General features: G+C 44.1%; 21 protein-coding genes. 14 read left to right on the forward strand and 7 right to left on the reverse strand.

Going from position 1 to position 22201, the window contains the following annotated elements:
* Positions 1-68: 68 nt before the first annotated feature.
* The gene (locus RTL34_RS09025) at positions 69-872 is read right to left on the reverse strand and encodes a pteridine reductase (protein ID WP_312116342.1); all 804 of its coding nucleotides are present in this window, start codon (positions 870-872) and stop codon (positions 69-71) included.
* A 220-nt stretch (positions 873-1092) separates the two neighbouring features.
* Between RTL34_RS09025 and RTL34_RS09030 the strand changes: the two genes are divergently transcribed.
* Positions 1093-1284, forward strand: coding sequence for an alpha-glutamyl/putrescinyl thymine pyrophosphorylase clade 3 protein (locus RTL34_RS09030; protein ID WP_312116344.1), 192 nt, complete (start codon positions 1093-1095; stop codon positions 1282-1284).
* A gap of 90 nt (positions 1285-1374) precedes the next feature.
* On the opposite strand, the gene secB is transcribed toward RTL34_RS09030, so the two are convergent.
* The 4 genes from secB to rsgA all read right to left on the reverse strand — a co-directional run bounded on the left by secB (position 1375) and on the right by rsgA (position 3985).
* Positions 1375-1806 carry a protein-export chaperone SecB gene (secB, locus tag RTL34_RS09035; protein WP_050325070.1) on the reverse strand — a complete coding sequence of 144 codons (432 nt, stop codon included), beginning with the start codon at positions 1804-1806 and terminating at the stop codon, positions 1375-1377.
* A 153-nt stretch (positions 1807-1959) separates the two neighbouring features.
* A complete protein-coding gene (gene grxC, locus RTL34_RS09040; protein ID WP_007114957.1) occupies positions 1960-2220 on the reverse strand; it encodes a glutaredoxin 3 in 261 nt (86 codons plus the stop codon).
* A 134-nt stretch (positions 2221-2354) separates the two neighbouring features.
* Positions 2355-2783 carry a rhodanese-like domain-containing protein gene (locus RTL34_RS09045; protein WP_007114958.1) on the reverse strand — a complete coding sequence of 143 codons (429 nt, stop codon included), beginning with the start codon at positions 2781-2783 and terminating at the stop codon, positions 2355-2357.
* Positions 2784-2914: 131 nt separating this feature from the next.
* Entirely contained in the window at positions 2915-3985 is a 1071-nt protein-coding gene (gene rsgA, locus RTL34_RS09050) for a ribosome small subunit-dependent GTPase A (protein WP_312116347.1), read from the reverse strand.
* Between the two features lie 183 nt (positions 3986-4168).
* Here rsgA and orn point away from each other — a divergent pair, with 183 nt between their 5' ends.
* From orn to RTL34_RS09065, 3 genes are all read left to right on the forward strand, one after another.
* A complete protein-coding gene (orn, locus tag RTL34_RS09055) occupies positions 4169-4720 on the forward strand; it encodes an oligoribonuclease (RefSeq protein ID WP_095356063.1) in 552 nt (183 codons plus the stop codon).
* Positions 4721-5005: 285 nt separating this feature from the next.
* Positions 5006-6715: an AMP-binding protein gene (locus RTL34_RS09060; protein ID WP_312116350.1), complete on the forward strand. Its 1710-nt coding sequence runs from the start codon at positions 5006-5008 to the stop codon at positions 6713-6715.
* A gap of 86 nt (positions 6716-6801) precedes the next feature.
* Entirely contained in the window at positions 6802-7566 is a 765-nt protein-coding gene (locus RTL34_RS09065) for a 3-hydroxyacyl-CoA dehydrogenase (RefSeq protein WP_312116352.1), read from the forward strand.
* Positions 7567-7708: 142 nt separating this feature from the next.
* Here the strand turns inward: RTL34_RS09065 and hemP are convergent, their stop codons facing one another.
* Positions 7709-7873, reverse strand: a complete 165-nt coding sequence (hemP, locus tag RTL34_RS09070; protein WP_007114963.1) for a hemin uptake protein HemP — start codon at positions 7871-7873, stop codon at positions 7709-7711.
* 123 nt (positions 7874-7996) lie between these two features.
* Here hemP and RTL34_RS09075 point away from each other — a divergent pair, with 123 nt between their 5' ends.
* The 4 genes from RTL34_RS09075 to obgE all read left to right on the forward strand — a co-directional run bounded on the left by RTL34_RS09075 (position 7997) and on the right by obgE (position 12665).
* Complete coding sequence (locus RTL34_RS09075) at positions 7997-9058, forward strand: NUDIX domain-containing protein (protein WP_312116353.1); 1062 nt, start codon at positions 7997-7999, stop codon at positions 9056-9058.
* Positions 9059-9207: 149 nt separating this feature from the next.
* Positions 9208-9813: a lipocalin family protein gene (locus RTL34_RS09080; RefSeq protein ID WP_409455452.1), complete on the forward strand. Its 606-nt coding sequence runs from the start codon at positions 9208-9210 to the stop codon at positions 9811-9813.
* Positions 9814-9939: 126 nt separating this feature from the next.
* On the forward strand, positions 9940-11292 hold the full coding sequence (locus tag RTL34_RS09085; protein WP_312116356.1) for a glyceraldehyde-3-phosphate dehydrogenase: 1353 nt from the start codon (positions 9940-9942) through the stop codon (positions 11290-11292).
* A 152-nt stretch (positions 11293-11444) separates the two neighbouring features.
* On the forward strand, positions 11445-12665 hold the full coding sequence (gene obgE, locus RTL34_RS09090) for a GTPase ObgE (protein ID WP_076774077.1): 1221 nt from the start codon (positions 11445-11447) through the stop codon (positions 12663-12665).
* A 73-nt stretch (positions 12666-12738) separates the two neighbouring features.
* On the opposite strand, the gene RTL34_RS09095 is transcribed toward obgE, so the two are convergent.
* Complete coding sequence (locus RTL34_RS09095) at positions 12739-13620, reverse strand: DegV family protein (RefSeq protein ID WP_312116359.1); 882 nt, start codon at positions 13618-13620, stop codon at positions 12739-12741.
* A 313-nt stretch (positions 13621-13933) separates the two neighbouring features.
* Between RTL34_RS09095 and proB the strand changes: the two genes are divergently transcribed.
* The 6 genes from proB (at position 13934) to clpA (ending at position 22021) form a co-directional block, all read left to right on the forward strand.
* Positions 13934-15082, forward strand: a complete 1149-nt coding sequence (gene proB / locus RTL34_RS09100) for a glutamate 5-kinase (protein ID WP_188874994.1) — start codon at positions 13934-13936, stop codon at positions 15080-15082.
* Positions 15083-15184: 102 nt separating this feature from the next.
* Entirely contained in the window at positions 15185-16294 is a 1110-nt protein-coding gene (gene hemE, locus RTL34_RS09105; protein WP_312116361.1) for a uroporphyrinogen decarboxylase, read from the forward strand.
* A gap of 21 nt (positions 16295-16315) precedes the next feature.
* Positions 16316-17383, forward strand: a complete 1068-nt coding sequence (gene argC, locus RTL34_RS09110) for an N-acetyl-gamma-glutamyl-phosphate reductase (protein ID WP_312116362.1) — start codon at positions 16316-16318, stop codon at positions 17381-17383.
* 289 nt (positions 17384-17672) lie between these two features.
* Positions 17673-18533 carry a hypothetical protein gene (locus RTL34_RS09115; protein WP_312116364.1) on the forward strand — a complete coding sequence of 287 codons (861 nt, stop codon included), beginning with the start codon at positions 17673-17675 and terminating at the stop codon, positions 18531-18533.
* Positions 18534-18575: 42 nt separating this feature from the next.
* Entirely contained in the window at positions 18576-19061 is a 486-nt protein-coding gene (locus RTL34_RS09120) for an ATP-dependent Clp protease adaptor ClpS (RefSeq protein WP_228274218.1), read from the forward strand.
* A 500-nt stretch (positions 19062-19561) separates the two neighbouring features.
* Positions 19562-22021, forward strand: a complete 2460-nt coding sequence (clpA, locus tag RTL34_RS09125; RefSeq protein WP_312116369.1) for an ATP-dependent Clp protease ATP-binding subunit ClpA — start codon at positions 19562-19564, stop codon at positions 22019-22021.
* Positions 22022-22201: the final 180 nt, after the last annotated feature.

The raw sequence follows: 22201 nt of genomic DNA on the forward strand, positions 1-22201 counted from the left end.
AAAGTTTGATGCGCTGCGGTTAGTCAGGTGCTTTACTTGCTCTGGCTGCCGGCTGTGATTAGCTGTTTTCATTGCCTGCTTTCGTTACCCGCTAAGGTCAAACTACGACCGCCATCCACGGCAATAATCTGCCCTGTGATATATGGGGCAGCTGCCAAAAATACTGCCACTTGCGCGATATCTTGCGGTGTGCCAATTCTTTTTAACGGTACGGCGCGGCAGATTTTGTCAATCGTTTCAGCGGTGAGCGCTTGCTCAGTGCCTTCCATGGGTAGAATGTTAATACCCGGCGCGATACCATTGACGCGGATATCGGGCGCTAGTTCGATTGCTAGCGACTGCACCATCATTTGGTGGGCGGCTTTTGCCATGTTATAGACTGTATAACCCCCAAATGGCTTGCCATTGGCGTGAATGTCCAAAATGCTGATAATGCAGCCTTGCGATTTTTTTAGATAAGGGTATAAATATTGGCTGATAAATAACGGGGTTTGTGCATTGGTCAAAAATAAATTTTGCCAGTCTTGCTGAGAGATTTGACCAAAGGGCGTCGGGTAAAACCGTGAGGCATTATGAACCAAACAATCCAATCGACCAAAACTATTGATTATTCGCCAAGTCAATTGTGGCAACGTTTCAAAGTTCTCTAAATTCCCTTGCACACTTTTTGCTGACTTTGGACGAATGGCATTACAGTAATCAACAAGTTCCATGGCTTCTGATTCACTGGTATGGTAATGGATAATGATATTATAATTGGCTTGGTGCAGTGCCAGCACAAGCGCCCGACCAATTCGTTTGGCGCCACCTGTGACACACGCCACACGGCACGGATTGGATACTTCGCTTATCGCTGCTTGATTTAACATCATTTGCTACCTATGTCTATCTGATTAAGCGTTTATTTGATTAATCGGTTTGTCGTTTTAATCATTTATGCTTTAATCCATATGAGCCCAATGGGTTGGGTTTTTTGGAATACCCCATGATTATCACACACCTTAAACGGGCGACACAACTTTATCAAGCGCTGCAGGATTATCAGCAAAGCACCCATGCCTTTAGCCAGCCGTCACAGCGGCTCACTGCTATTTGACTAAAGCCACAGGTCCCAAACGCGGCGCAAAATTGCTATTTGGTCATTACATCACAGACCCTCAGTTAGAGCGTTTGGCGGTACAAACCGCAGAGGCAATTGGGGTTGATTATGCGGTATTTGAAGCAGCGTTATGTCATTGGCAAGCCTCACCGAATCATGCACCAAGTCCTAACAATTTACCTTAAATTTACATAAAAAAAGAGCAGGGGTTATCCTGCTCTTAATTTTTGACACTTAAAAATTAGTTAGCTCTAAAATAGTTAACTTTAAAAAAATTAGTTACCTTGCTCAAGCGTTTGTTGATAGGCTTGGTCAAAATTGACTGGCGCAAGTAACAATTGTGGGAAGCTACCACGGGTTACAATGTCACTGACCACTTCACGGGCATAAGGGAACAATACGTTTGGACAATACGCACCTAAAATTGCTCCCAATTGTTCTTCAGGGATATTTTGCAACATAAAGATGCCCGCTTGGTGTACTTCTGCGATAAATGCGGTTTCACCACCATTATTGGCAGTCACATTAACGGTTAATATTACTTGGTAGTGGTCATCATCCAACTTTTCAGCGGCACTTGATAAGTTGATATCAAGCTCTGGTTGCCATTCACGGGTAAATACCTCTGCACCCGGTACTTCTAATGACATATCTTTAACATAGATACGTTCTAGCGCCAGTTGTGGTAAGTTTTGTTCGTCTGCCATAATAGTGTCCTCAATTAACTGTTTTTACGTGAATTATAACAATATGACAGCTTTAACTTTTTCTAAAAAATAGTCTAAAAACTATCAACTGTATTTATAATGGGGGTTATTTATCTAGTAAAGTTCTAGTAAATTTTTTTAATCTGCGAACGATTAATCCGCTAATAGACCATCAAGTTTGCCTTGACGCTCAAGACCAGCAAGTTGGTCATAACCACCAATGAAATTATCGCCAATAAAAATTTGCGGTACTGTGCGGTAATTATTGGTTTTTTGCGCCAATGCCTGACGTTCCTCTGTGGTCACATCATACATGTTAACTTCTTCAAATACTTGCCCTTTGTTTTTTAATAACATTTTAGCTTGCATACAGTAGGGGCAAGTCGGTGTGGTATAAATTTTCACCATAGCCATAACAATCTCCTTATTTCTGGATTTTTTAAAATGGGTTAAAAGCTTATTATCAGATACCGATGAGATAATAAAGCGTTATTGATGGTTATGGGGTTTGGCGATTTAAATTTCAAATTGTGAACAGCCAACCAATCTTATTTGGTTTTGCCGGACACGGTTTTTTCTACCACTAAAGGTAAACCTGCGGCTTGCCAATTGGTAATACCACCATCAAGACGATAAACGTTGTCGTTACCAATCATTGCCACTGCAGTACCCGCCGTCATACCCATTTGGCAAACGATGATAATAGGATGGTCAGCACTGCGAAGTGCGTCAACGTGATCTTTTAGCTCAGTAAACGGGATATTGCGGCTGCCTTTGATATAGCCTTTTTCAAAATCTTTTCGTGGGCGGATATCAATCAGCTGAGCGTTTTGGTTGTTGACCATCAAGCCCACTGCATTTGGATTGATTTTTTTGCCGCCGCGTTTGTTCTCAAGCATAAAAAATAGCACAATTAGCACAAACATGGTGCCAAATAAAAATGGGTGATGACCCATAAACTCAAACCAACGTTCCAAGATATCCTCCACAGGGGCATGTCGTCAAAATTATCGTTTGATTGCCCATAAAAAATTGACTGTATTATAACGGTAGTTGTCAATTTTAAGAAACTTTTATTTAGTCTAATATTTAGTCTAAAATCGCAAGCTTAAAAATCCTGCGAGGCCGCTTCTTGTTGCAGGAGTACCAAATTCTCCACCCGCCTTGCTAGCACTTGCCCGTCTGCTACTGCCTGCCACATCGCACAATTGGGCGTGGACTCGGTATGTTTGCAATCGCGAAAACGGCAGTAGGGGGCGAGCGGCGCAAGCTCGATAAAGCCTTGCAAAATATCATCAGGGGTCAAATGCCAAAGCCCATATTCGCGAATACCGGGTGTATCAATAATGGCGCCTTTGCTGAGCGCCATCGGGTCAAACGCTAAAAATCGACTAGTGGTAGTGGTATGTTGACCCAACTGTGAAATGGTTGAAATTTCATTGACTGATTGTCCCGCGTCAGGCAATAACTGGTTGACCAAGCTGCTTTTGCCAACCCCTGATTGACCCGCAAAAATCACGTTCTTGCGGGCAACGGTGTTTTTTAGCTCAGTTAAATCACCATTAGATTGGGTCACCAAGGTGGCATAGCCAAGCTGTTGATAGGCTGACAGTAGCTCTAACACTTCGCTATGACTGCCATCTGCCAACAAATCGGCTTTATTTAAAATCAGCAATGGCGTGATGTCTGAGTGATGGCAAGCCACCAAATACCGATCAATCAGCTGGGCAGACGGTAGCGGCAGCGGCGCAAATACGACTGCTAAAATATCGACATTGGCGGCGATGGGTTTGAGCTTGTGATAACGGTCGGGGCGGTTGATGATGCTTTGTCTATCATAAATCGCTTCAATGCGCCCAAGTCCTGTATTTGGGTCAGCGACAAAGCGGACTTTATCCCCAGTGGCAATCAGTGGCAAGTTGGTACGGGTGTGACAACGCCAAACACTGTGCAGGGTGATGGGTTGCCAAAACGGTTCTGGCTCGTTAGCGGCGACAATCGGTTTTTCAGGCAGGGTTTGCGGTAGGCTAGTGGCTTGGACTTCGAGCTGCTTGCCGAAGTTTGCGACAACAATGCCATCCATCAGCTGGGCATCGTCCAGCACTTGCTGGGATTTTTGTTGTTTTTGGATGCGGCGGGTTTGCTGGTCAGTGAGTTTACGTTTACGGATTAACGCCATACGCTATCCACTACATCAGCCACTAGGGGATTTTTTACCATACTAACACCTTATAAAATTTTGCAATATCTTTAGACTCGCTACATGAGCACGCCTGAGCAATCGCCAACAAAACCGATATTTTACCTGTAAAATCTGCTAAGATGGCGGATTATTTGTTAAAGAGTATGAAAAGGCAACAGTATGGCGGTTGATAAAAAACATCTGATTTGGATTGACCTTGAGATGACAGGTCTAGATACCCTCAACGATACCATCATCGAGATAGCGACGATAGTGACTGACAGTGAACTCAATATCTTAGCCGAAGGTCCTGTGTTTGCCATCCATACGCCTGACATTGTGCTCAACAGCATGGATGATTGGAACACGCGCCAACATGGGCAATCGGGACTAATTGACCGTATTCGCCGTAGTAACGTGACGATGGCTCAAGCAGAAACCGAAACCATTGCATTTTTGAGTAAATATGTCGAATCAGGACGCTCACCGATGTGTGGCAATTCGATTTGCCAAGACAGACGGTTTTTGGCACGGCAAATGCCGACGCTTGAGCGGTTTTTTCATTACCGCAATTTAGATGTGTCAACGGTCAAAGAGCTGGCTTATCGCTGGCGCCCCGATATTTTGTCAAGCTTTGAGAAAAAAGGAAGTCATTTGGCACTTGATGATATCCGTGATTCAATTCGTGAACTGCGCCACTATAAAGAGCACTTTTTTAAGTTTATTGGTTAACAGTAAAATTTTTAAAACGATACAATTCATATCATAATACTTGAAATTGTCCAAAATTTTAGGCATCATAAGCTGACAAAAGGAATTTGTTAGCTTGACTTGATACAAGTAAATCAGCGTGAGTGTAAATCAGTGATAGTTGCGAGCCCATCGTCAAAAAACTGGTTATATCAGCTCAAATTTATTTCAAGCCAGATTTATTTTAAGTCAGCGTTATTTTAAGCCAGTTGGTGACCGTTAACACTGGCTTTATTCCTATCTCATGGACGACATTAGGAGCCAATCATGGACAATCTTGACACCCAAACCCCGCAATCTACCCATCCTGATTATCAAAGCTACCACTATCAAAGCTACCGATATCAAAGCTACATTGACCAATTCAATATCGACGAACTTGAACAGCAAATCCTGCAAGGTTGCCGCATCAATGGTATCAACGCCTATGTAGAATGTGTGGGTCGTCATGCCCAGTCTGATAAGGCAAATAAAGTCGCGCTAGTGCATGAAGACACCCAAGGTAATATCCATAAAATCACTTACGCACAGCTCGATAAACTGAGCGGTAAAATGGCAAATCTGCTCATTTCTTTGGGAGTGAAAAAAGGCGATCGGGTGTCAACCATGCTGCCCCGTACACCGACTTTGTTAGCGGTGATTGTGGGTGCATGGCGCATCGGTGCGGTATACCAGCCATTGTTTACCGCATTTGGTGTCGAAGCGATTGAATACCGCCTTGAAAAAGCCGCTACCAAAGTGGTTTTCACCGACAGCCATAACCGTGAAAAATTCAATGACATAAACCCACTACCAAACATGGTGATGGTGGGCAGCGAGCAAGCCGCCAAACAATATGGCGATTGGCATTTTGATAGCTTAATGGCAGCGCAAAGGGAAGACTTTGAACCTGTGATGCTAACAGGGGAAGATCCTTTTTTGCAAATGTTTACTTCAGGTACCGTGGGCAAATCAAAAGGCGTGGCAGTACCACTTAAAGCGCTAACCGCATTTTATTTGTATATGGTACACGCAGTGGGTTTAAGCGATAATGATCGGTTTTGGAACATGGCTGACCCAGGTTGGGCCTATGGCTTGTATTATGCGATTACAGGACCTTTGCTAGTCGGTGCTACCACCCACTTTAATGAGTCAGGGTTTGATGCCAAACATACATTAGATTTTATCAAAAACCATAAAATCACTAATTTAGCCTCATCGCCGACCGCATTTCGTATGATGAAATCAAGCGGTGTTTTTGACAACAAAGCTGATGAGTTACCGCTATTGACGCGTATCAGCTCAGCGGGTGAGACGTTAAATACTGAAGTGGTGACGTGGATTAATGACAATCTTGGTGCATCTATTCTTGACCATTATGGACAAACCGAATTGGGGATGGCGTGCTGCTGTCATCATAAGTTAACCCATGATCAGCCAATTGGCTCAATGGGTATGCCATTGCCCGGTTATCGCTTGGCGGTACTGGATGAAAATCTTAATGAACTAGGCGCAGGCGTACAAGGTCAACTAGCCGTTGATGTGGCGAACTCGCCATCCTTATTTTTCCAAGGCTATACGTGGAACGAAAAGAATCCGTTTGAAAATGGCTATTATCTGACAGGCGATATGGTCGAGCAGCATGATGATGGCACTTTTTGGTTTGTCGGGCGTGATGACGATATTATTACCACCGCAGGGTATCGCGTCGGTCCTACCGATGTCGAGAACACGGTAATGGAACACCCGTCGGTAGCGGAGACCGCGGCGATTGGCGTGCCAGATGATATACGCGGTCACATCATCAAATCCTATGTTGTACTCAAAGACGGCTATACAGGTAATGACGAGTTAGCCAAAGACATCCAAAGCTTGGTGCATGCACGGTTATCTGCCCATGCGTATCCACGTATCGTTGAGTTTATCGATGCCCTACCAAAGACCCCAAGCGGTAAAGTGCAACGTTTTATGCTGCGTAGCATGAGCGTGGCGCAGTAACAAAAATTTTATCCCTATGCAAAAGAGTATCTAGTATTAGCTAGGCTTTTTTTATCAACAAAAAATAACAGGTTAACGGAAAAACAATGCAAGTAAAAAATAATACATTTTTGGTCACAGGCGGCGCGTCAGGTCTAGGTGAAGCGACAACCCGTTATTTGGTGGCACATGGCGCAAATGTCATCATCGCCGATTTGAACCAACAAGCCGGTGAGAAATTAGTGGCTGAATTGGGCGACAACGTGATTTTTGCAAAATGTGACATCACCAGCGAAGCGGATGTCAAAAATGCGATTGAGGCGGGTGTGAACAAATTTGGTAAATTATCAGGGTCAATCAACTGTGCCGGTATCGTGGTGGTGCAAAAATTACTGGACAAGGAAGGCAACCCAGCCGATTTAACCACCTTTACCCGTGGTATCCAGATTAACCTCATCGGCACTTTCAATGTGGTGCGACTGGCAGCGGCGGCGATGGCAAAAAATACTGCAGATAATAATGAAGATAAAGGTGTGATTATCAACACCGCTTCAATTGCCGCATTCGATGGTCAGGTCGGGCAGGGCAGTTATTCGTCATCCAAAGCAGGTGTGGTGGGCTTAACCTTACCACTCGCGCGTGAGCTGCAGCGTCATCAAATACGTATCATGACCATCGCCCCAGGGGTGTTCGGCACACCGATGATGGCAAGCTTGCCAGAAGCTGCCCGTACCAGTCTTGAGCAAGCCGTGCCTTTTCCCAAACGTTTGGGCAATCCAGAAGAATTTGCTAAATTGGTGGCACACATCATCGAAAATAGCTATCTCAATGGCGACGTTATTCGTTTGGACGGGGCTATTCGCATGGGTTAATTCAGTTGATTGTTGCCAGTAACTGCGCACAGTGACTAGCAACAGTAAATATCAACTTAGTCCTCTAAAAAAGCCACTCTCAAGAAGATTGGCTTTTTTTATTAACAATTTCACAATTTCACCGGGACTATTTGGTAAGTCACTATTTGGTGAGTATTAGGCGGTTATTACGGGTCAATCGAAGACGGTATTCTTCGCCGTCATGCTGAATGCGAATCTCTTTGGTCAGCGCAAATAAATGATTGGAATATAGCGTAGGCAAGGAACTTTGTTGGATGAGATTGGCGCGATTTAATAAGTGTAGCATGGGATACTCCTTTTCTCTGTAAGATGAGGCGAATAGTGTTTTTAATTGATAATGATTATCATTTATATTTAATGGGTCGTCAAGTGACTTTTTTCACTTTTTCATCAAATTTAATGCTTTATAATGGGTAACAATCAACAGTTTGAGAAAAATATGTCAAAAGTCGTCAATGTGGCAGTCGCGGTGATACATTTTAACAAGCAATATCTCCTGGGATTTCGCCATGCCCGTCAACACCAAGGCAATCGCTATGAATTTGTCGGAGGAAAAATTGAGCCAGCTGAAACCCCAACACAAGGGTTAATCCGTGAAGTTCATGAAGAGATTGGCTTGGATATCGCACAAAATACCGCGGTCAAAATGGGGGTGATACGCCATGATTATGCTGACAAAGCCGTGGCGTTGCACGTTTTTAAAATTCAAGTGAGCCAAGCCCAGTTTGATGGGTTACAACAGGGTAAAGGCAAGGAAGGTCAAGCCGTCAAATGGGTTCACCAGTCAGACTTAATTGCCAATCAGTACCCGCTGCCCGATGCCAATGCCCGCATTTTACAGTGGTTAAAATTGCCTCGTGCGATTTATATCACGCAGCCTTTAGATAGCTTTGTTAGTGTGGATAAGTGGGTTGATTTTTATAGCCAAAAACTGCCCGACGATGCCCATTGTTATCTTCGCCCGCAAACCAGCGATGAAAATGCCACCGCTATAATTGATGGCTTGCTAACGATAAGGGCGGATATCACCCCGATTATTCAATATGCAACACTAGCGTGCTTATTTGAGTGCTTACCTGAGCGCTTATTTAAGCGTTTAGATGCGTGGTTAAAAAACGGCATGGTACATTTGAATCACCAACAACTCATGACGCTGGATTTCTCAAGTTTATCAAAAAATTATCGCTATTTTGCCAGTTGCCATGACCAACATAGCCTAAGCAGATTAAATGCCTTGGCAACCTCGCATACTGTAATGGGCTGTTTTTTATCCCCGGTGAAAGCCACACCGACACACCCAGAAACCTTTCAAAGTGGGGGCATGGGCTGGCAAGCGTTCGGTGAATTAGCAAAGCTTAGTGATGTACCGATGTTTGCGCTCGGCGGGGTGGGGCAGGCAGATTTAGCCACCGCCTATGAGCATGGGGCGATGGGAATCGCGGGTATTCGGTTATTGGTCGACAAGGTATAAAAACTAGCCAACAGGTTGACAATAGCGCATTCACTGTAACAACTGGCTGACAAAAAGTGCCCCAATAGTCACCGTTTGAGCGTTTATTTTGGGCTAAAATGATTACTTTAATGCGCAATAAGACTGAGCAAAATAAGGTGATATAGACAATGAAACTGATGAGTAAAAAAACGCTAGCAGTGGCAGGTATTGCAGGTACATTAATTGCGATGAGTGCTTGCTCCACCACCCCCACCAAAACTACCGCAACTGAAACCACTGCCAAGTCCACAGGCATTGGTAAAGCTCAGGCGGTGCAAAGCGTTGATTTAAACCGTTATGCGGGCAAATGGTACGAAATCGCCCGTTTGCCGATGTTTTTTCAGCGTAACTGTGCCAGTGATGTCACCGCCACTTATACCCTACAACCGACAGGCAAGGTGGAAGTTAATAACCAGTGTATGGGCAAAGACGGCAAACCCATGCAAAGCATTGGTGAAGCCACCAAAAATGGCGATAGTGGCAGTAAACTTAAAGTTACTTTCTTGCCGCAAGCATTGCGTTGGTTGCCTGTGGGTAAAGCCGACTATTGGGTGCTTGCTTTAGACCCCAATTATAACCATGCGTTGGTAGGTACGCCAAACCAAAAATACTTGTGGATTTTGTCACGCACACCCACGATGGATGAAGACACTTATCAAACAATGGTCGCTACCGCAAAATCTCAAGGGTACGATGTCAGTAAATTGCAAAAAACCGTACAAAACAGCCGATAAGCTTGCTAGCTGAAACACCCTGCTTTAAAATTGCTAAAACGCCTAAATTCCGTTACAATTTAGGCGTTTATTTATTGCTGCATTTTCCACAGATTTTATTTTTCCTTCACAAAAAAAGGTCATACTATGTCTGCCAATCTCTACCAAGACCACCTCACCACTCGCAAAAATCAAGAAGCCCAAGCGGTTCAGTTATTAGTTGAGCTAAATACCCTAGCCAATAAAGGCGTCAACGTGCTGTTTTTTGGCAACCGCATTGCCCTAAACCTTGTTGATATCATCGCTCATCATGACAAAAATGCCCTTAACATCGCTGATACACTTGCCTTTGCCACCGCGTTAAACGACCAAAATTTAAGCCATACCACGGTGGACTTGGGTCAAGCGCTCAAAGCAGGTAAACAAGCCGACAGCTTTACCAGCGGTGACGAAGTGCCTGCGACAGATGTCGTGTTGTATGGTTTTGGTCGTATCGGTCGTATCTTGGCTCGGTTGCTGATGAGCCGTCCTGCCTCAGATAAAGGCTTACAATTAAAAGCCATCGTCGTCCGTCCAGCCGGTGAAGCCGATTTGGAAAAACGTGCAAGTTTGCTTGAGCGTGACTCGGTACATGGCTGGTTTGATGGCTCAGTGGTGGTGGATAAAGCAAACAGCGGTATCATCGCCAACGGTCGTTTTATCAAAGTCATTTATGCCGCTGACCCAAGCGAAATCGACTACACGTCTTATGGTATCGACAATGCCTTAATCATCGACAACACCGGTAAATGGAAAGATGAAGCAGGTCTTGGCAAGCATTTACAGTCAAAAGGTGCCAAAAAAGTGCTATTGACCGCCCCAGCGTCAGGCGATATCAAAAACATCGTCTATAATGTCAATGACGACACCATCGGCAATGATACCATCGTGTCAGCGGCAAGCTGTACCACCAATGCGATTACCCCTACGCTTAAACTCTTAAACGATAAATACGGCATTGAAAACGGTCACATGGAAACCATCCATGCGTTCACCAATGACCAAAACTTGGTCGATAACCACCATAAAGCCGAGCGTCGTGGCCGTGCTGCAACCTTAAATATGGTAATGACAAGCACAGGTGCTGCCAAAGCGGTCAGTAAAGCAATTCCAGAACTAAAAGGCAAATTGTCAGGCAGCTCAGTACGTGTACCAACGCCAAACGTGAGCCTGGCGATTTTGAATTTGAATTTCAAAAACCCGGTCAATTCAAGCGATGAACTCAATGCCTTTATCAAAGAAGCCAGTCAGAGCGAACAATGGCAAGCGCAAATTGCTTACTCAGATTCGGATGAAGCCGTTTCTACCGACTTTGTGGGCTGCGAAAAAGTGGCGATTTGGGACGCCAAATCTACGCTTGCTCAAGACAACCGTGCAGTGATGTACCTATGGTATGACAACGAAATGGGCTATAGCACCCAAGTATTGCGTGTCGCTGAAACCATGGCAAAAAATGCCTAAGTGTTCCTAAGCGTTAAGGACGATTACAAGACCGCTCAAGTTTGGGCGGTTTTTTATTGGATAAAATTTCAAACATCGATTGTGTTCAAATTTTTCTTGCTAAAATTCATGCTATAATATTTGGTTATTCAAGAATTTAAGGAAAGTCTTCAATGCGTTTTATCGATGAAGCAATCGTAACAGTCAAAGCAGGCGACGGCGGCAATGGTATCGTCAGTTTTCGCCGAGAAAAATACGTCCCCAAAGGCGGCCCCGATGGTGGTGATGGCGGCAAAGGCGGTGATGTGTATGTGGTGTGCGACGACAACACCAACACCCTCGTCGATTACCGGTTTACACGTCGCTATGATGCCAAACGCGGCGAAAATGGCGGCGCCAAAAACTGTTCAGGTCGTGGGGCGGATGATATCTATCTATCCGTACCCATCGGTACCACCGTGGTTGATACCGAAACAGGTGAGGTTTTAGCGGACTTGACCAAAAAAGGGCAAACGGCGAGGATTGCCAAAGGCGGTGACGGCGGGCAAGGTAATACCCATTTCAAAACCTCCACCAATCAAGCACCACGACGTGCCACCCCAGGTTTCCCAGGCGAATTAAAAGTCTTGAAGTTTGAGCTAAAAGTGGTGGCTGACGTGGGTCTTATTGGTCTGCCAAATGCGGGTAAATCCACCTTTATTCGTCAAGTCTCTGCTGCCAAACCCAAAGTTGCCAATTATCCGTTTACTACTTTGGTACCGAATCTAGGTGTCGTGGATGTGGGTAAACACCGCTCATTTGTCATGGCAGATATCCCAGGACTGATTGAAGGGGCATCTGAAGGGGCAGGACTGGGTATCCGCTTTTTAAAACACGTCGCTCGTACCCGTCGATTATTGCATCTTGTCGATGTACAGCCCATTGATGGTAGCGACCCTGTGGCAAACGCCCAAGTGATTTTTAATGAGTTAGAGAAATTCTCACCAGAGCTGTCAAAATTGCCACAGATTTTGATTTTAAATAAAATCGACCAAGTGCCCGCAGAAGAATTAAACCAACTTTGCACCCACATCGTGGCAGAGCTTGGTTGGACAGGGATGGTTTTTCGTACCTCCACGCTCACAGGCGAAGGGGTTGATGCCGTGGTTTGGCATTTGATGAACGAAATCGAGCAAGAGCGCGAGATGGAAGAAACCGATCCTGACTTTGCCGAAAGTCAGCGGTTGCGTTTTGAACGACTGGAAGCGGAAGTGCGCGCCAATACGGAAGAGCAAAAAGAAGCGTATCGTGCTAAACGTAAAGCTGAGCGTGAAGGTCGCGTATTGGATGAAGATGATTTTGATGACGACGACTACGATGACGATGATGGCGTGGAAGTGGTCTACGCACCTTAGCAGTAATTGAAATAGCTTTAAAAAGGTTAGCCCGGGCTAACCTTTTTATTAAGTGAATTTAGATAAGGACGGGTCATTTTTTTAATGCTTTGACAATATGCGGTAATTCACCATAAAACACCCCAATGCCTGTCCCCATCAAGCCATGATTGGCAAGCGAAATAGTCGACACGCGAATGACAAGCAAATCATCCCAACCAAAATGGGTCGCTAATATTTTTTTAAAAAATTCGGTACTTTCATGATGCCCCGTATCTGTCAAATAGATAAACGCGGGTTGATTTGCGGCAAGTTTTTCGATGGTTTTTCCCATGGTGATCAGGGTTTTTTCAAGCTTGCGCACTTTTTCCACCGCGATAATCTCGCCAATTTGATTAATTTGCATAATCGGTTTAATATCAAATAAGTTGGCAACAAATGCGGCAGGGGCGGACAATTTTTTGTTGCGAATAATATAGTCCAAGTCACTGAGGGTAAATAAAAATTCACTGCGACGTCGCAAATCGTCAAGTTTTTTTGCCACGTTTTCAAACGACTCACCTTGCTCAATCAACACTTTTGCCTCGTACGCCAGCGCCCCTTCAGCAATATTGAGTGTTTTGGTGTCATACACAAAGATGTGCAGACGATTGGCATAATGTACTTTGAGTTCTTCAAGCATGGGCAAAGTTTGGCTAAATTTGGACGAGATACCGCAAACAAATACTTCCGTGACCCCGCGAGCAATCAAATCATTAAACAACAGGTGCATCTCATGGATGGAGGGCGGAAATGTCCTCGCCACCGATTTGAGGTTGGTTTTCATGATGGTTGCCAGACGCTCACTGGTGATATTTTTACCATCGATAAAATCAACGTTATTGATGTTTACGTGTAAGCGCAGAATGTCCATGCCTTGCGACAATTCAAGTGCTTCAAGACAAGATGAGGAAGTGGTGACAACAGCTCTTTTCATAAATTTGATAAACCCAGTAGCCCATGAAGATGAGCAAATTTATATAAAAGCAATGTTGATAGCAAGTTATCCTCATCTAAATTGAGAAAACCTCAAGTCGATATTTTTTAGTTGACAATTTCAATTTGTTTTTTCAATGGTTGCTATTTAATTGGGATAAAAATGCGTATGACAAAAACGTGTGATATTTAACGGCTACCGGCATCGATTAGCATTTATAAAGCCAGTAAAAATTGTTACAATGCTCTGCCAAGCCATTATGGCATTTAATTTGATTAAAAAATTGCACTTGACTGATTATGACTGCCAACTTATGACTGCCACCGCCTCACCTAGCTCAACTAAAAAAGTCCTTAAGTCCAACACCATTGTGGTAAAAATTGGTTCATCGCTACTGACCAATAATGGTAAAGGCTTGGATCGCACCGCAATTTATGAATGGGCGAAGCAAATTGCCAAGCTGCACAATGAAGGCTATCAAGTATTGCTAGTGTCCTCAGGGGCAGTGGCGGAAGGGGTGGTGCGGATGAATTTGGAAGAACGCCCCAAAAAATTGCAAGCCTTGCAAGCCTGCGCCGCCATTGGGCAGATGGGCTTGATTGAAACTTGGTGGTCGGCGTTGATTCAGTATGGTGTACAAAGCGCACAATTGCTACTGACACATGACGATCTTGCCAATCGAAATCGTTATCTCAATACCGCCAATACGTTAAATCAGCTACTTGAATGGCGCGTGCTACCGGTCATTAATGAAAATGACACCGTGAGTGTCGATGAAATCAAATTTGGCGATAATGACAGTCTAGGTGCGATGGTGGCAGCCATGGTCAAAGCTGACCTATACATTATATTGACCGACCAGCAAGGCGTATTCACCGATAATCCTCGTACCAACCCTGATGCCAAGCTGATTAAGACTGAGCGGGCAATGGCAGATTATTTGTTTGACGTGGCGGGAGATGGCGGCAAATTGGGTCGTGGCGGGATGATTACCAAAATTCGTGCGGCAAGGCTTGCGGCAATGGGTGGTTGTCCCACTGTGATTGTCAGCGGCAGCATCGATAACGTGATTAATCGCGTGGTCAAAGGGGAATCCTTAGGTACGATGCTCACCACCAATGACGATGATAAACGCATTGCCAAAAAACAATGGTTAGCCGCGCATCTGCGCATGGCAGGTCGCTTGGTGATTGACGATGGCGCAGTAGATGCCATCATTAAAAATAACAAAAGCTTATTGCCTGTCGGGGTGATTGAAGTGCAAGGTGATTTTGATGAGGGTGATGTGGTGGAGTGCGTTGATAAAACAGGGGTACGTATCGCGGTCGGTCAGGTGGATTTCTCATCAAATGAAGCTAAGCGCATCGCTCGCAAACGCAATAGCGACATCGAAGCGATTTTGGGTAAAAATGAGGAACGCCACGTGATGATACATCGTGATAATATGGCGATTATCGTATAATTTTTGACAATTTTTGATTGAAATTTGACTACTTTTAGACTGATTCAATAGTATTTTTACCCAATAGTACTTTTATCCAAGATTATTTTTAAAGGCAATGACATGACCCATAACTTTCCGATGTTAAAAAATGACCGCATTTTAAGAGCCATGCGTTTTGAACCTGTGGATGTGACCCCTGTGTGGATGATGCGGCAAGCCGGTCGATATTTGCCTGAGTATAAAAAAACCCGTGCCCAAGCCGGTGACTTTCTATCGCTTTGCAAAAATACCGATTTGGCGACGGAAGTCACCATTCAGCCATTTCACCGTTTTGAGTTGGATGCGGCGATTTTGTTTAGTGATATTTTAACCATTCCTGATGCGCTCGGTTTGGGTCTGTATTTTGAAGCAGGGGAAGGTCCAAAATTTCACAAAACTGTCAGAAGCATGGCAGAGGTTGAAGCCTTGCCAACCGTCGCGATGGCAGATGCACTTGACTATGTGATGAAAGCGGTGACCAGTATTCGTCATGCGCTGGCAGGTCGTGCGCCATTATTTGGCTTCTCAGGCAGTCCGTGGACGCTGGCGACCTATATGATTGAAGGCGGTAGCTCTAAAGAATACCGCTATGCCAAAGCCATGTTGTATGGCGAGCCTGAGACCTTGCATGCGCTGCTCGCTAAAATCACCGATGCCGTGATTGATTATTTGCTAGCGCAAATAGCAGCAGGCGCGCAGTTAGTACAAATTTTTGATAGTTGGGGCGGGGCATTGGCGCATCGCCAATTTGTTGAATTCTCACACCATTACAACACTAAAATTGTCGCGGCGATCAAAGCAACATACCCAGAGGTACCTGTGGTATTGTTTACCAAAGGTGGCGGATTGTGGTTAGATACCCAATGCCACAGTGGCGCGGATGCGCTAGGACTTGATTGGACGATGCCCTTGGATAGAGCGCGCAGCATCGTCTTTGAACAGCAAAAAGAATTGACCAAATTGCATAAAAAGCTGCATACAGGCATTGCGCTACAAGGTAATCTTGACCCAGCGACATTATTTGCATCGCCTGAGCATATTCGCCAGCAGACGCATTTGATGTTACAAGACGCCTATAGCCTCGGTGACAAAACAGGTTATATAGCAAACTTAGGTCATGGCATTAACCAATGGGTTAATCCTGACCATGCCAAAGCTTTTATTGATGCGGTGCATGAATATAAACTTTAATACCAACATCAGGAGACGACCATGATCAAAGTAGGTATTGTCGGTGGCACAGGCTACACTGGCGTAGAGCTAATTCGACTATTGAGTCGTCATCCACAGGCACAAGTGACGATGCTGACATCGCGCTCAGAAGCGGGCAGGCGCGTCGATGATATGTTTCCAAGTTTGCGGGGCGTGACCAATTTAACGTTTTCGGATTTGGATGAAAAAAAATTAGCCGCATGTGATGTGGTATTTTTTGCTACTCCCCACGGCGTCGCGATGAAGCATGCCAGATTTTTAACCGAAAATGGCACTAAAGTCATCGATTTGGCGGCAGATTTTCGTTTGCAGTCGCTACAAGATTTTGAAGCTTGGTATAAACTTGAACATGCTTGCCCCGATATTTTAAAAGACGCTGTGTATGGGTTACCTGAAGTCAATCGTGATGCCATTGCCAAAGCCAAGGTCATTGGTAACCCAGGTTGTTATCCCACCACGGCGATTTTGGGGTTAAAACCGCTAATCGATGCCCAAAACAGCCAGCAGCAGGCATTGATTGAACCCTGGATTATTATTGATGCCAAATCAGGCGTCTCAGGTGCGGGTCGCCAAGCCAAAATGAATTTGTTATTTAGCGAGACATCGGATAGTTTTAGCGCCTATGGCGTAGCGGGTCACCGTCACGGTCCAGAGATTACCCAAGGGATTGACCAAATATTGGGTCAAAGCAAACGCTTTCAGTCGCATGATATCCGCTTTGTACCCCATTTAGTACCCATGATTCGCGGTATGTTTACCACGATTCATGTTCGCTTGACGGCGGCGGGTCAAGCGTTAGATTTACAATCTTTATATGAAACCAGCTATCAAAACGAATATTTTGTAGACGTCATGCCAAAAGGGATGTACCCAGATACCCGTAGTGTACGGGGTAGCAACTATTTAAGAATTGCGGTGCAAACACTAGAAAATAGCCCGATGGCGACGATTTTGGTGGTACAAGATAATTTGGTCAAAGGTGCGGCAGGACAAGCCGTGCAAAATATGAACGTGATGTTTGGGCTTGCAGAGCAAACAGGGTTGGCGTTAGTTGCCGTCGTGCCTTAAGTTATTTCTTTAATAAGTGGTTTTCTTAAGCTATTTATGGTCAGCCTATTTAAAAATGTTAATGCCATAACAAGCATTGCTTTATTTTTTTTAGCCAAAAAAATATGACGCTATGATGAAATGGGCTAACTTTATTATTTTTTCAGTCAATAAATTTAGCTGAATTCATCATAATTTTTGTTTATAATGGGGTTCGCTTTAATGGATGTCATATTCATCAACCCTTTTTGAGCTATCATCAGTACTGTGATTATCCATGTTTTGATCGTTTTTCAATTTGAGTATCTCTATGGATTTGCCCGAAGATAATAACTCTTCTCAATCTTTGCCAGAAGCACAACGCAATTATATTGCCCAACCCAACAAGGTGTCGGGGTGGCTGATTGCGTTTGGGGTTAGTTTGTTGTTAGTTGCCATCATTGCACTGGTGTTAGGTCAACGCATTGGTTATCATCGCGGCTTGAGCTTTGCTGCTGAAGAAGCGAAAAAAACCGCCGCAGGTCTTGAAATCTCAGCAGAAAACATTAAATCATTAAAGCTAAAATCTGATACGTTACAAAGCCAATTAACCACTGCGCAGCAAGAGCGTGATATCAGCTTGGCGAACCTATCAGCGCTGCGTACCGATATTCAAGATCTAAAAGTCACCAACTTACAGCTTGAACAAGGTCAGCAATTCTTAACCACGTCGCTTGCCAAAAAAGGCGGTATGAGTTTACAAGTCATCGGGGCAAAAATCGCACCATTGCCAGAAAATGCCTATGAATACCGCTTTGATGTCGGTATGGTCGATCCATCAAATCAGCCAAAAAATCTGATACCAAAATTGACCTTGCTCGATGAAGTTAATATGGTCGAAGTCCCATTGCAACCCAATAGTTACTCGATTCATGGGATTGCAAGAATTCGCGGGCGTTTTTTGATGCCCAAAAACTTTGTACCCAAACAAGTGAAACTTGAATTAGCCGCCGGCAACCAAAAAACTGAGCAAGTGTATGATTGGCAACTCGGTCAACCGATTGATAACATGCCGTATACGCTTGAAGAAACGCCTGAAGCGGATAAACGACCTGTGAGTTCGACCGATAGCACGCCAGTGGCAAGCACAGCCAATACGCAAAAACCTGCCGCAACGACTGCTGTAAAGTAGTATAATCAATGTTTCGTCTAATCTTAGGTAAATGTTCAATTAATGATGCTTCAAACGCTTAATTTTTCTCGTCAATCAGTTGTATCACAGCCAACCACCACGAATATGGATTGGCACCTACCGGCATGGTTGCCAACACAACTCCCTAAACAGTCCCCTAAACAGCCACCTAGCCAATCACCAAATTCATTGCCAGCCCGTTTGACCGACATAGAAGGCGAGCCAAATACTGACCCCGTCGAAGATGTGCTATTGGCTGACCCTGAACTTAAAAAACCACAGATGTATGCGGTGGTCATGTATAACGATGACTATACGCCGATGGAATTTGTGGTGGATGTTTTACAAAATCATTTTAAACATTCGCTAGATTCAGCTATCAGTATTATGCTTGCCATTCATCAACAAGGCAAAGGAATTGCCGGTATATACCCTAAAGACATCGCAGAAACCAAAGCCCAAGCCGTTAACCGTGAAGCGCGTCAGGCAGGCTATCCGTTACTGAGTCAAATCGAACCACAAGGTTAGTGGCAGTTTGCTAATTAAGCTTTTGCTTAAGCTTTTAACCTTGTCGCTCAGCCTAATTCCTTAATTTTGTTTATTAATGTTTCTTAGCCTATTATCTTAACCTTCTTGTACTGTATTTTTAATGGTACCGTCTTTGTATTCTTTATTCACTATTGAGTTTTTTATTTACCATCAAAATTTTTTGCCATTTTAAAACCCGCCATTAACTACGTTTTATCACTTGAATTTATTAGCAATGTCATTATATTAAACGTAATGATTTTGATTTTTCCCATTTTGTCATCTTTCATTTTTACTTCCTTTTAACCGAACTGAGCGTTATTAGCCAGATATCAACAGGATATTTGGTGCTGAGGTGACGGCAAATGAAACTTGAGAAAACATCAACACAAATAACCATCAACACCTATAACGACGTCAAACCAATCAATTAGATAACGCATGATTTTTCAAGTAGGGCAAAATCAAAAACCGTCGGTGACAAGTATTAAGGACATCTTATGTTAAGTTTAGAATTACAAAGCACGTTGCGGTTGGTAGTGACACTCGCAAAACAGCGTGCACATGAATATTTAACAGTCGAGCATTTGCTATTGGCACTGTTAGAGAATGAAAATGCGGTAGAAGCCTTGGTGGCTTGTGCAGTCAATGTGGATCAGCTTGGCAAAGATTTGACCCAGTATATTGATGAACATACCCCAACGGTCGATATCAACGAAGATTACTCGCCACAACCAACGCGCAGTTTTGACCGTATCTTGCAGCGGGCGATTTTTCATGTGCAATCGGTTGCCAGCAGCCGTTTGGTAGAAGGCTCAGATTTGCTAGTGTCTATGTTCTCAGAGCATGACACCTACGCGGTGTACCTGCTTAAAAAACAAGGGGTGACGCGACTTGAGTTGACCCAGTACTTATCGCATGGTCAAGACAAAAAAGTGCGCGACAAATTAACCAGTGTTGAAACTGAAGAAACGGGTGAAAAAGCCAATAAAGACCCATTGACTGAATTTACCGTTAATCTCAATCAAAAAGCCTCTACGGGTGGCACCGATCCGTTAATTGGTCGCCAAGCAGAAATCGAGCGTACCGCGCAGATTTTATGCCGCCGCCGCAAAAATAATCCGCTACTGGTGGGTGACCCAGGGGTGGGTAAAACGTCGATTGCGGAAGGCTTGGCATGGTTGATTGTCAATGACAAAGCACCAAAACCATTATCAGGCTGTGTGGTATATAGTTTAGATATTGGTGCGCTGATTGCCGGTACAAAATACCGCGGTGATTTTGAAAAACGGATGAAAGCGCTATTAGATGCCTTAAAAGCCAAGCCCAATGCGATTTTATTTATTGACGAAATCCATATGATTATCGGCGCAGGCTCATCGATGAGCAGCAATATGGATGTGTCAAATTTAATCAAACCTGCGTTGGCATCCGGTGAGCTGCGTTGTATCGGCTCAACCACCTTTACCGAATACCGCCAAGTGTTTGAAAAAGACCATGCCTTAAGTCGTCGTTTCCAAAAAGTTGATGTCAACGAGCCATCCATTGATGAAACGATTGATATTCTACGCGGTCTGAAAAAACAATATGAGAAATTCCATAACGTCAGCTATACCGATCAGGCGCTACAAAGTGCGGTGCATCTGGCGGTAAAACACATTCACGAACGCTTTTTACCTGACAAAGCCATTGATGTGATTGATGAAGCGGGTGCATTTGTTCGCCTGCAAAAACAAGCCGAAAATCAGGTTGAATCTACTGTGGACAGCAATCAATCCACTGATAATGTCGCAAATGACAAGTTATCAAATCAGCCTGTGGTGGATGAAGACGCACTTGTCGATGACTTAGATGTTAGCCATGCAGCGGATGGTGTTGTCGAACCTGAGGCTATGTTAAGCGAAGCCGACAATAAAGTGATTGACGCGGCACAACAAAATGGCGAGGTGGTGATTGATGTTCCGCAAATTGAATATATTATCTCAAAAATTGCGCGTATCCCACCAAAATCCGTCTCAACGGATGACAAATCGGTGCTGCAAAATCTTGAAAGCAACCTAAAACATCTGGTGTTTGGTCAAGATGAAGCCATCAAAAACTTGGCAGATGCCATCAAGTTGTCACGTGCAGGCTTAAAACCAGATGATAAACCGATTGGTTCGTTTATGTTCGCCGGTCCTACCGGTGTCGGTAAAACGGAAGTCAGTCGTCAGTTAGCGAATTTGTTAGGCATTGAACTGGTTCGTTTTGATATGTCTGAGTATATGGAAGCACATACGGCGTCACGCTTGATTGGGGCACCGCCAGGCTATGTGGGCTTTGATCAGGGCGGTTTATTGACCGAAAAAATCAATCAATTCCCGCATTGTGTACTATTGCTAGATGAGATTGAAAAAGCCCATCCTGACGTATTTAACTTGCTGCTTCAGGTGATGGATCATGGCTCGCTCACCGACAATAACGGCCGCACATCAAGCTTTAAGCAAGTGATACTGATTATGACCACCAATGTCGGCGCTGATAGCATCAGTCGCAACAGCATGGGCTTTACCAAACAAGACCATAGCCGCGACAACAGTGAAGCGATGAAACGGATGTTTACCCCAGAGTTTCGCAATCGTTTAGATGCCATCATTCAATTTAACCCATTGGATCAAAATGTCATTGTATCTGTGGTTGATAAATTCTTGGTTGAACTGCAAGCCCAGCTTGATGACAAGAAAGTGGTGCTTGAAATTGATGATGAAGTCAGAAATTATCTGGCAGAAAAAGGTTACGATCGTCTCATGGGTGCCCGCCCAATGAACCGCTTGATTCAAGATGAAATCAAAAAACCATTGGCAGAGCAAATATTATTTGGTGATTTGGTGAATGGCGGTACGGTTTCGATTCGTATGAATGCCGATAAAACAGCGATTGAGCTTGTGCCCATTGATGAAAAGCAAGTCGACAATGTTTAGTAATATCTAGTATAAAAAAAGGAGCCACTGAGCTCCTTTTTTTATGGCTACTGATTATGTTTAATGATTATACTTAATGACTATCGCTAATGATTATAATTAATGATTAGGCTTAATAGTTATACAGTAAGCATCCGACCATTCCATCTATCACAGTCCTAAAAAATAAGAGATAGTGCC

The organism is Moraxella sp. CTOTU47915, assembly GCF_031986685.1.
In the GTDB taxonomy this organism is placed as follows: Bacteria; Pseudomonadota; Gammaproteobacteria; order Pseudomonadales; family Moraxellaceae; genus Faucicola; species Faucicola tetraodonis.

Bases quoted from the DNA above. Each gene is read 5' to 3' on its own strand.
- RTL34_RS09025 (WP_312116342.1), bottom strand. From the start codon at position 872: ATGATGTTAAATCAAGCAGCGATAAGCGAAGTATCCAATCCGTGCCGT.
- secB (WP_050325070.1), bottom strand. From the start codon at position 1,806: ATGGCAGACGAACAAAACTTACCACAACTGGCGCTAGAACGTATCTAT.
- grxC (WP_007114957.1), bottom strand. From the start codon at position 2,220: ATGGCTATGGTGAAAATTTATACCACACCGACTTGCCCCTACTGTATG.
- rsgA (WP_312116347.1), bottom strand. From the start codon at position 3,985: ATGGCGTTAATCCGTAAACGTAAACTCACTGACCAGCAAACCCGCCGC.
- orn (WP_095356063.1), top strand. From the start codon at position 4,169: ATGGCGGTTGATAAAAAACATCTGATTTGGATTGACCTTGAGATGACA.
- RTL34_RS09060 (WP_312116350.1), top strand. From the start codon at position 5,006: ATGGACAATCTTGACACCCAAACCCCGCAATCTACCCATCCTGATTAT.
- RTL34_RS09065 (WP_312116352.1), top strand. From the start codon at position 6,802: ATGCAAGTAAAAAATAATACATTTTTGGTCACAGGCGGCGCGTCAGGT.
- hemP (WP_007114963.1), bottom strand. From the start codon at position 7,873: ATGCTACACTTATTAAATCGCGCCAATCTCATCCAACAAAGTTCCTTG.
- RTL34_RS09075 (WP_312116353.1), top strand. From the start codon at position 7,997: ATGGGTAACAATCAACAGTTTGAGAAAAATATGTCAAAAGTCGTCAAT.
- RTL34_RS09080 (WP_409455452.1), top strand. From the start codon at position 9,208: ATGAAACTGATGAGTAAAAAAACGCTAGCAGTGGCAGGTATTGCAGGT.
- RTL34_RS09085 (WP_312116356.1), top strand. From the start codon at position 9,940: ATGTCTGCCAATCTCTACCAAGACCACCTCACCACTCGCAAAAATCAA.
- obgE (WP_076774077.1), top strand. From the start codon at position 11,445: ATGCGTTTTATCGATGAAGCAATCGTAACAGTCAAAGCAGGCGACGGC.
- RTL34_RS09095 (WP_312116359.1), bottom strand. From the start codon at position 13,620: ATGAAAAGAGCTGTTGTCACCACTTCCTCATCTTGTCTTGAAGCACTT.
- proB (WP_188874994.1), top strand. From the start codon at position 13,934: ATGACTGCCACCGCCTCACCTAGCTCAACTAAAAAAGTCCTTAAGTCC.
- hemE (WP_312116361.1), top strand. From the start codon at position 15,185: ATGACCCATAACTTTCCGATGTTAAAAAATGACCGCATTTTAAGAGCC.
- argC (WP_312116362.1), top strand. From the start codon at position 16,316: ATGATCAAAGTAGGTATTGTCGGTGGCACAGGCTACACTGGCGTAGAG.
- RTL34_RS09115 (WP_312116364.1), top strand. From the start codon at position 17,673: ATGGATTTGCCCGAAGATAATAACTCTTCTCAATCTTTGCCAGAAGCA.
- RTL34_RS09120 (WP_228274218.1), top strand. From the start codon at position 18,576: ATGATGCTTCAAACGCTTAATTTTTCTCGTCAATCAGTTGTATCACAG.
- clpA (WP_312116369.1), top strand. From the start codon at position 19,562: ATGTTAAGTTTAGAATTACAAAGCACGTTGCGGTTGGTAGTGACACTC.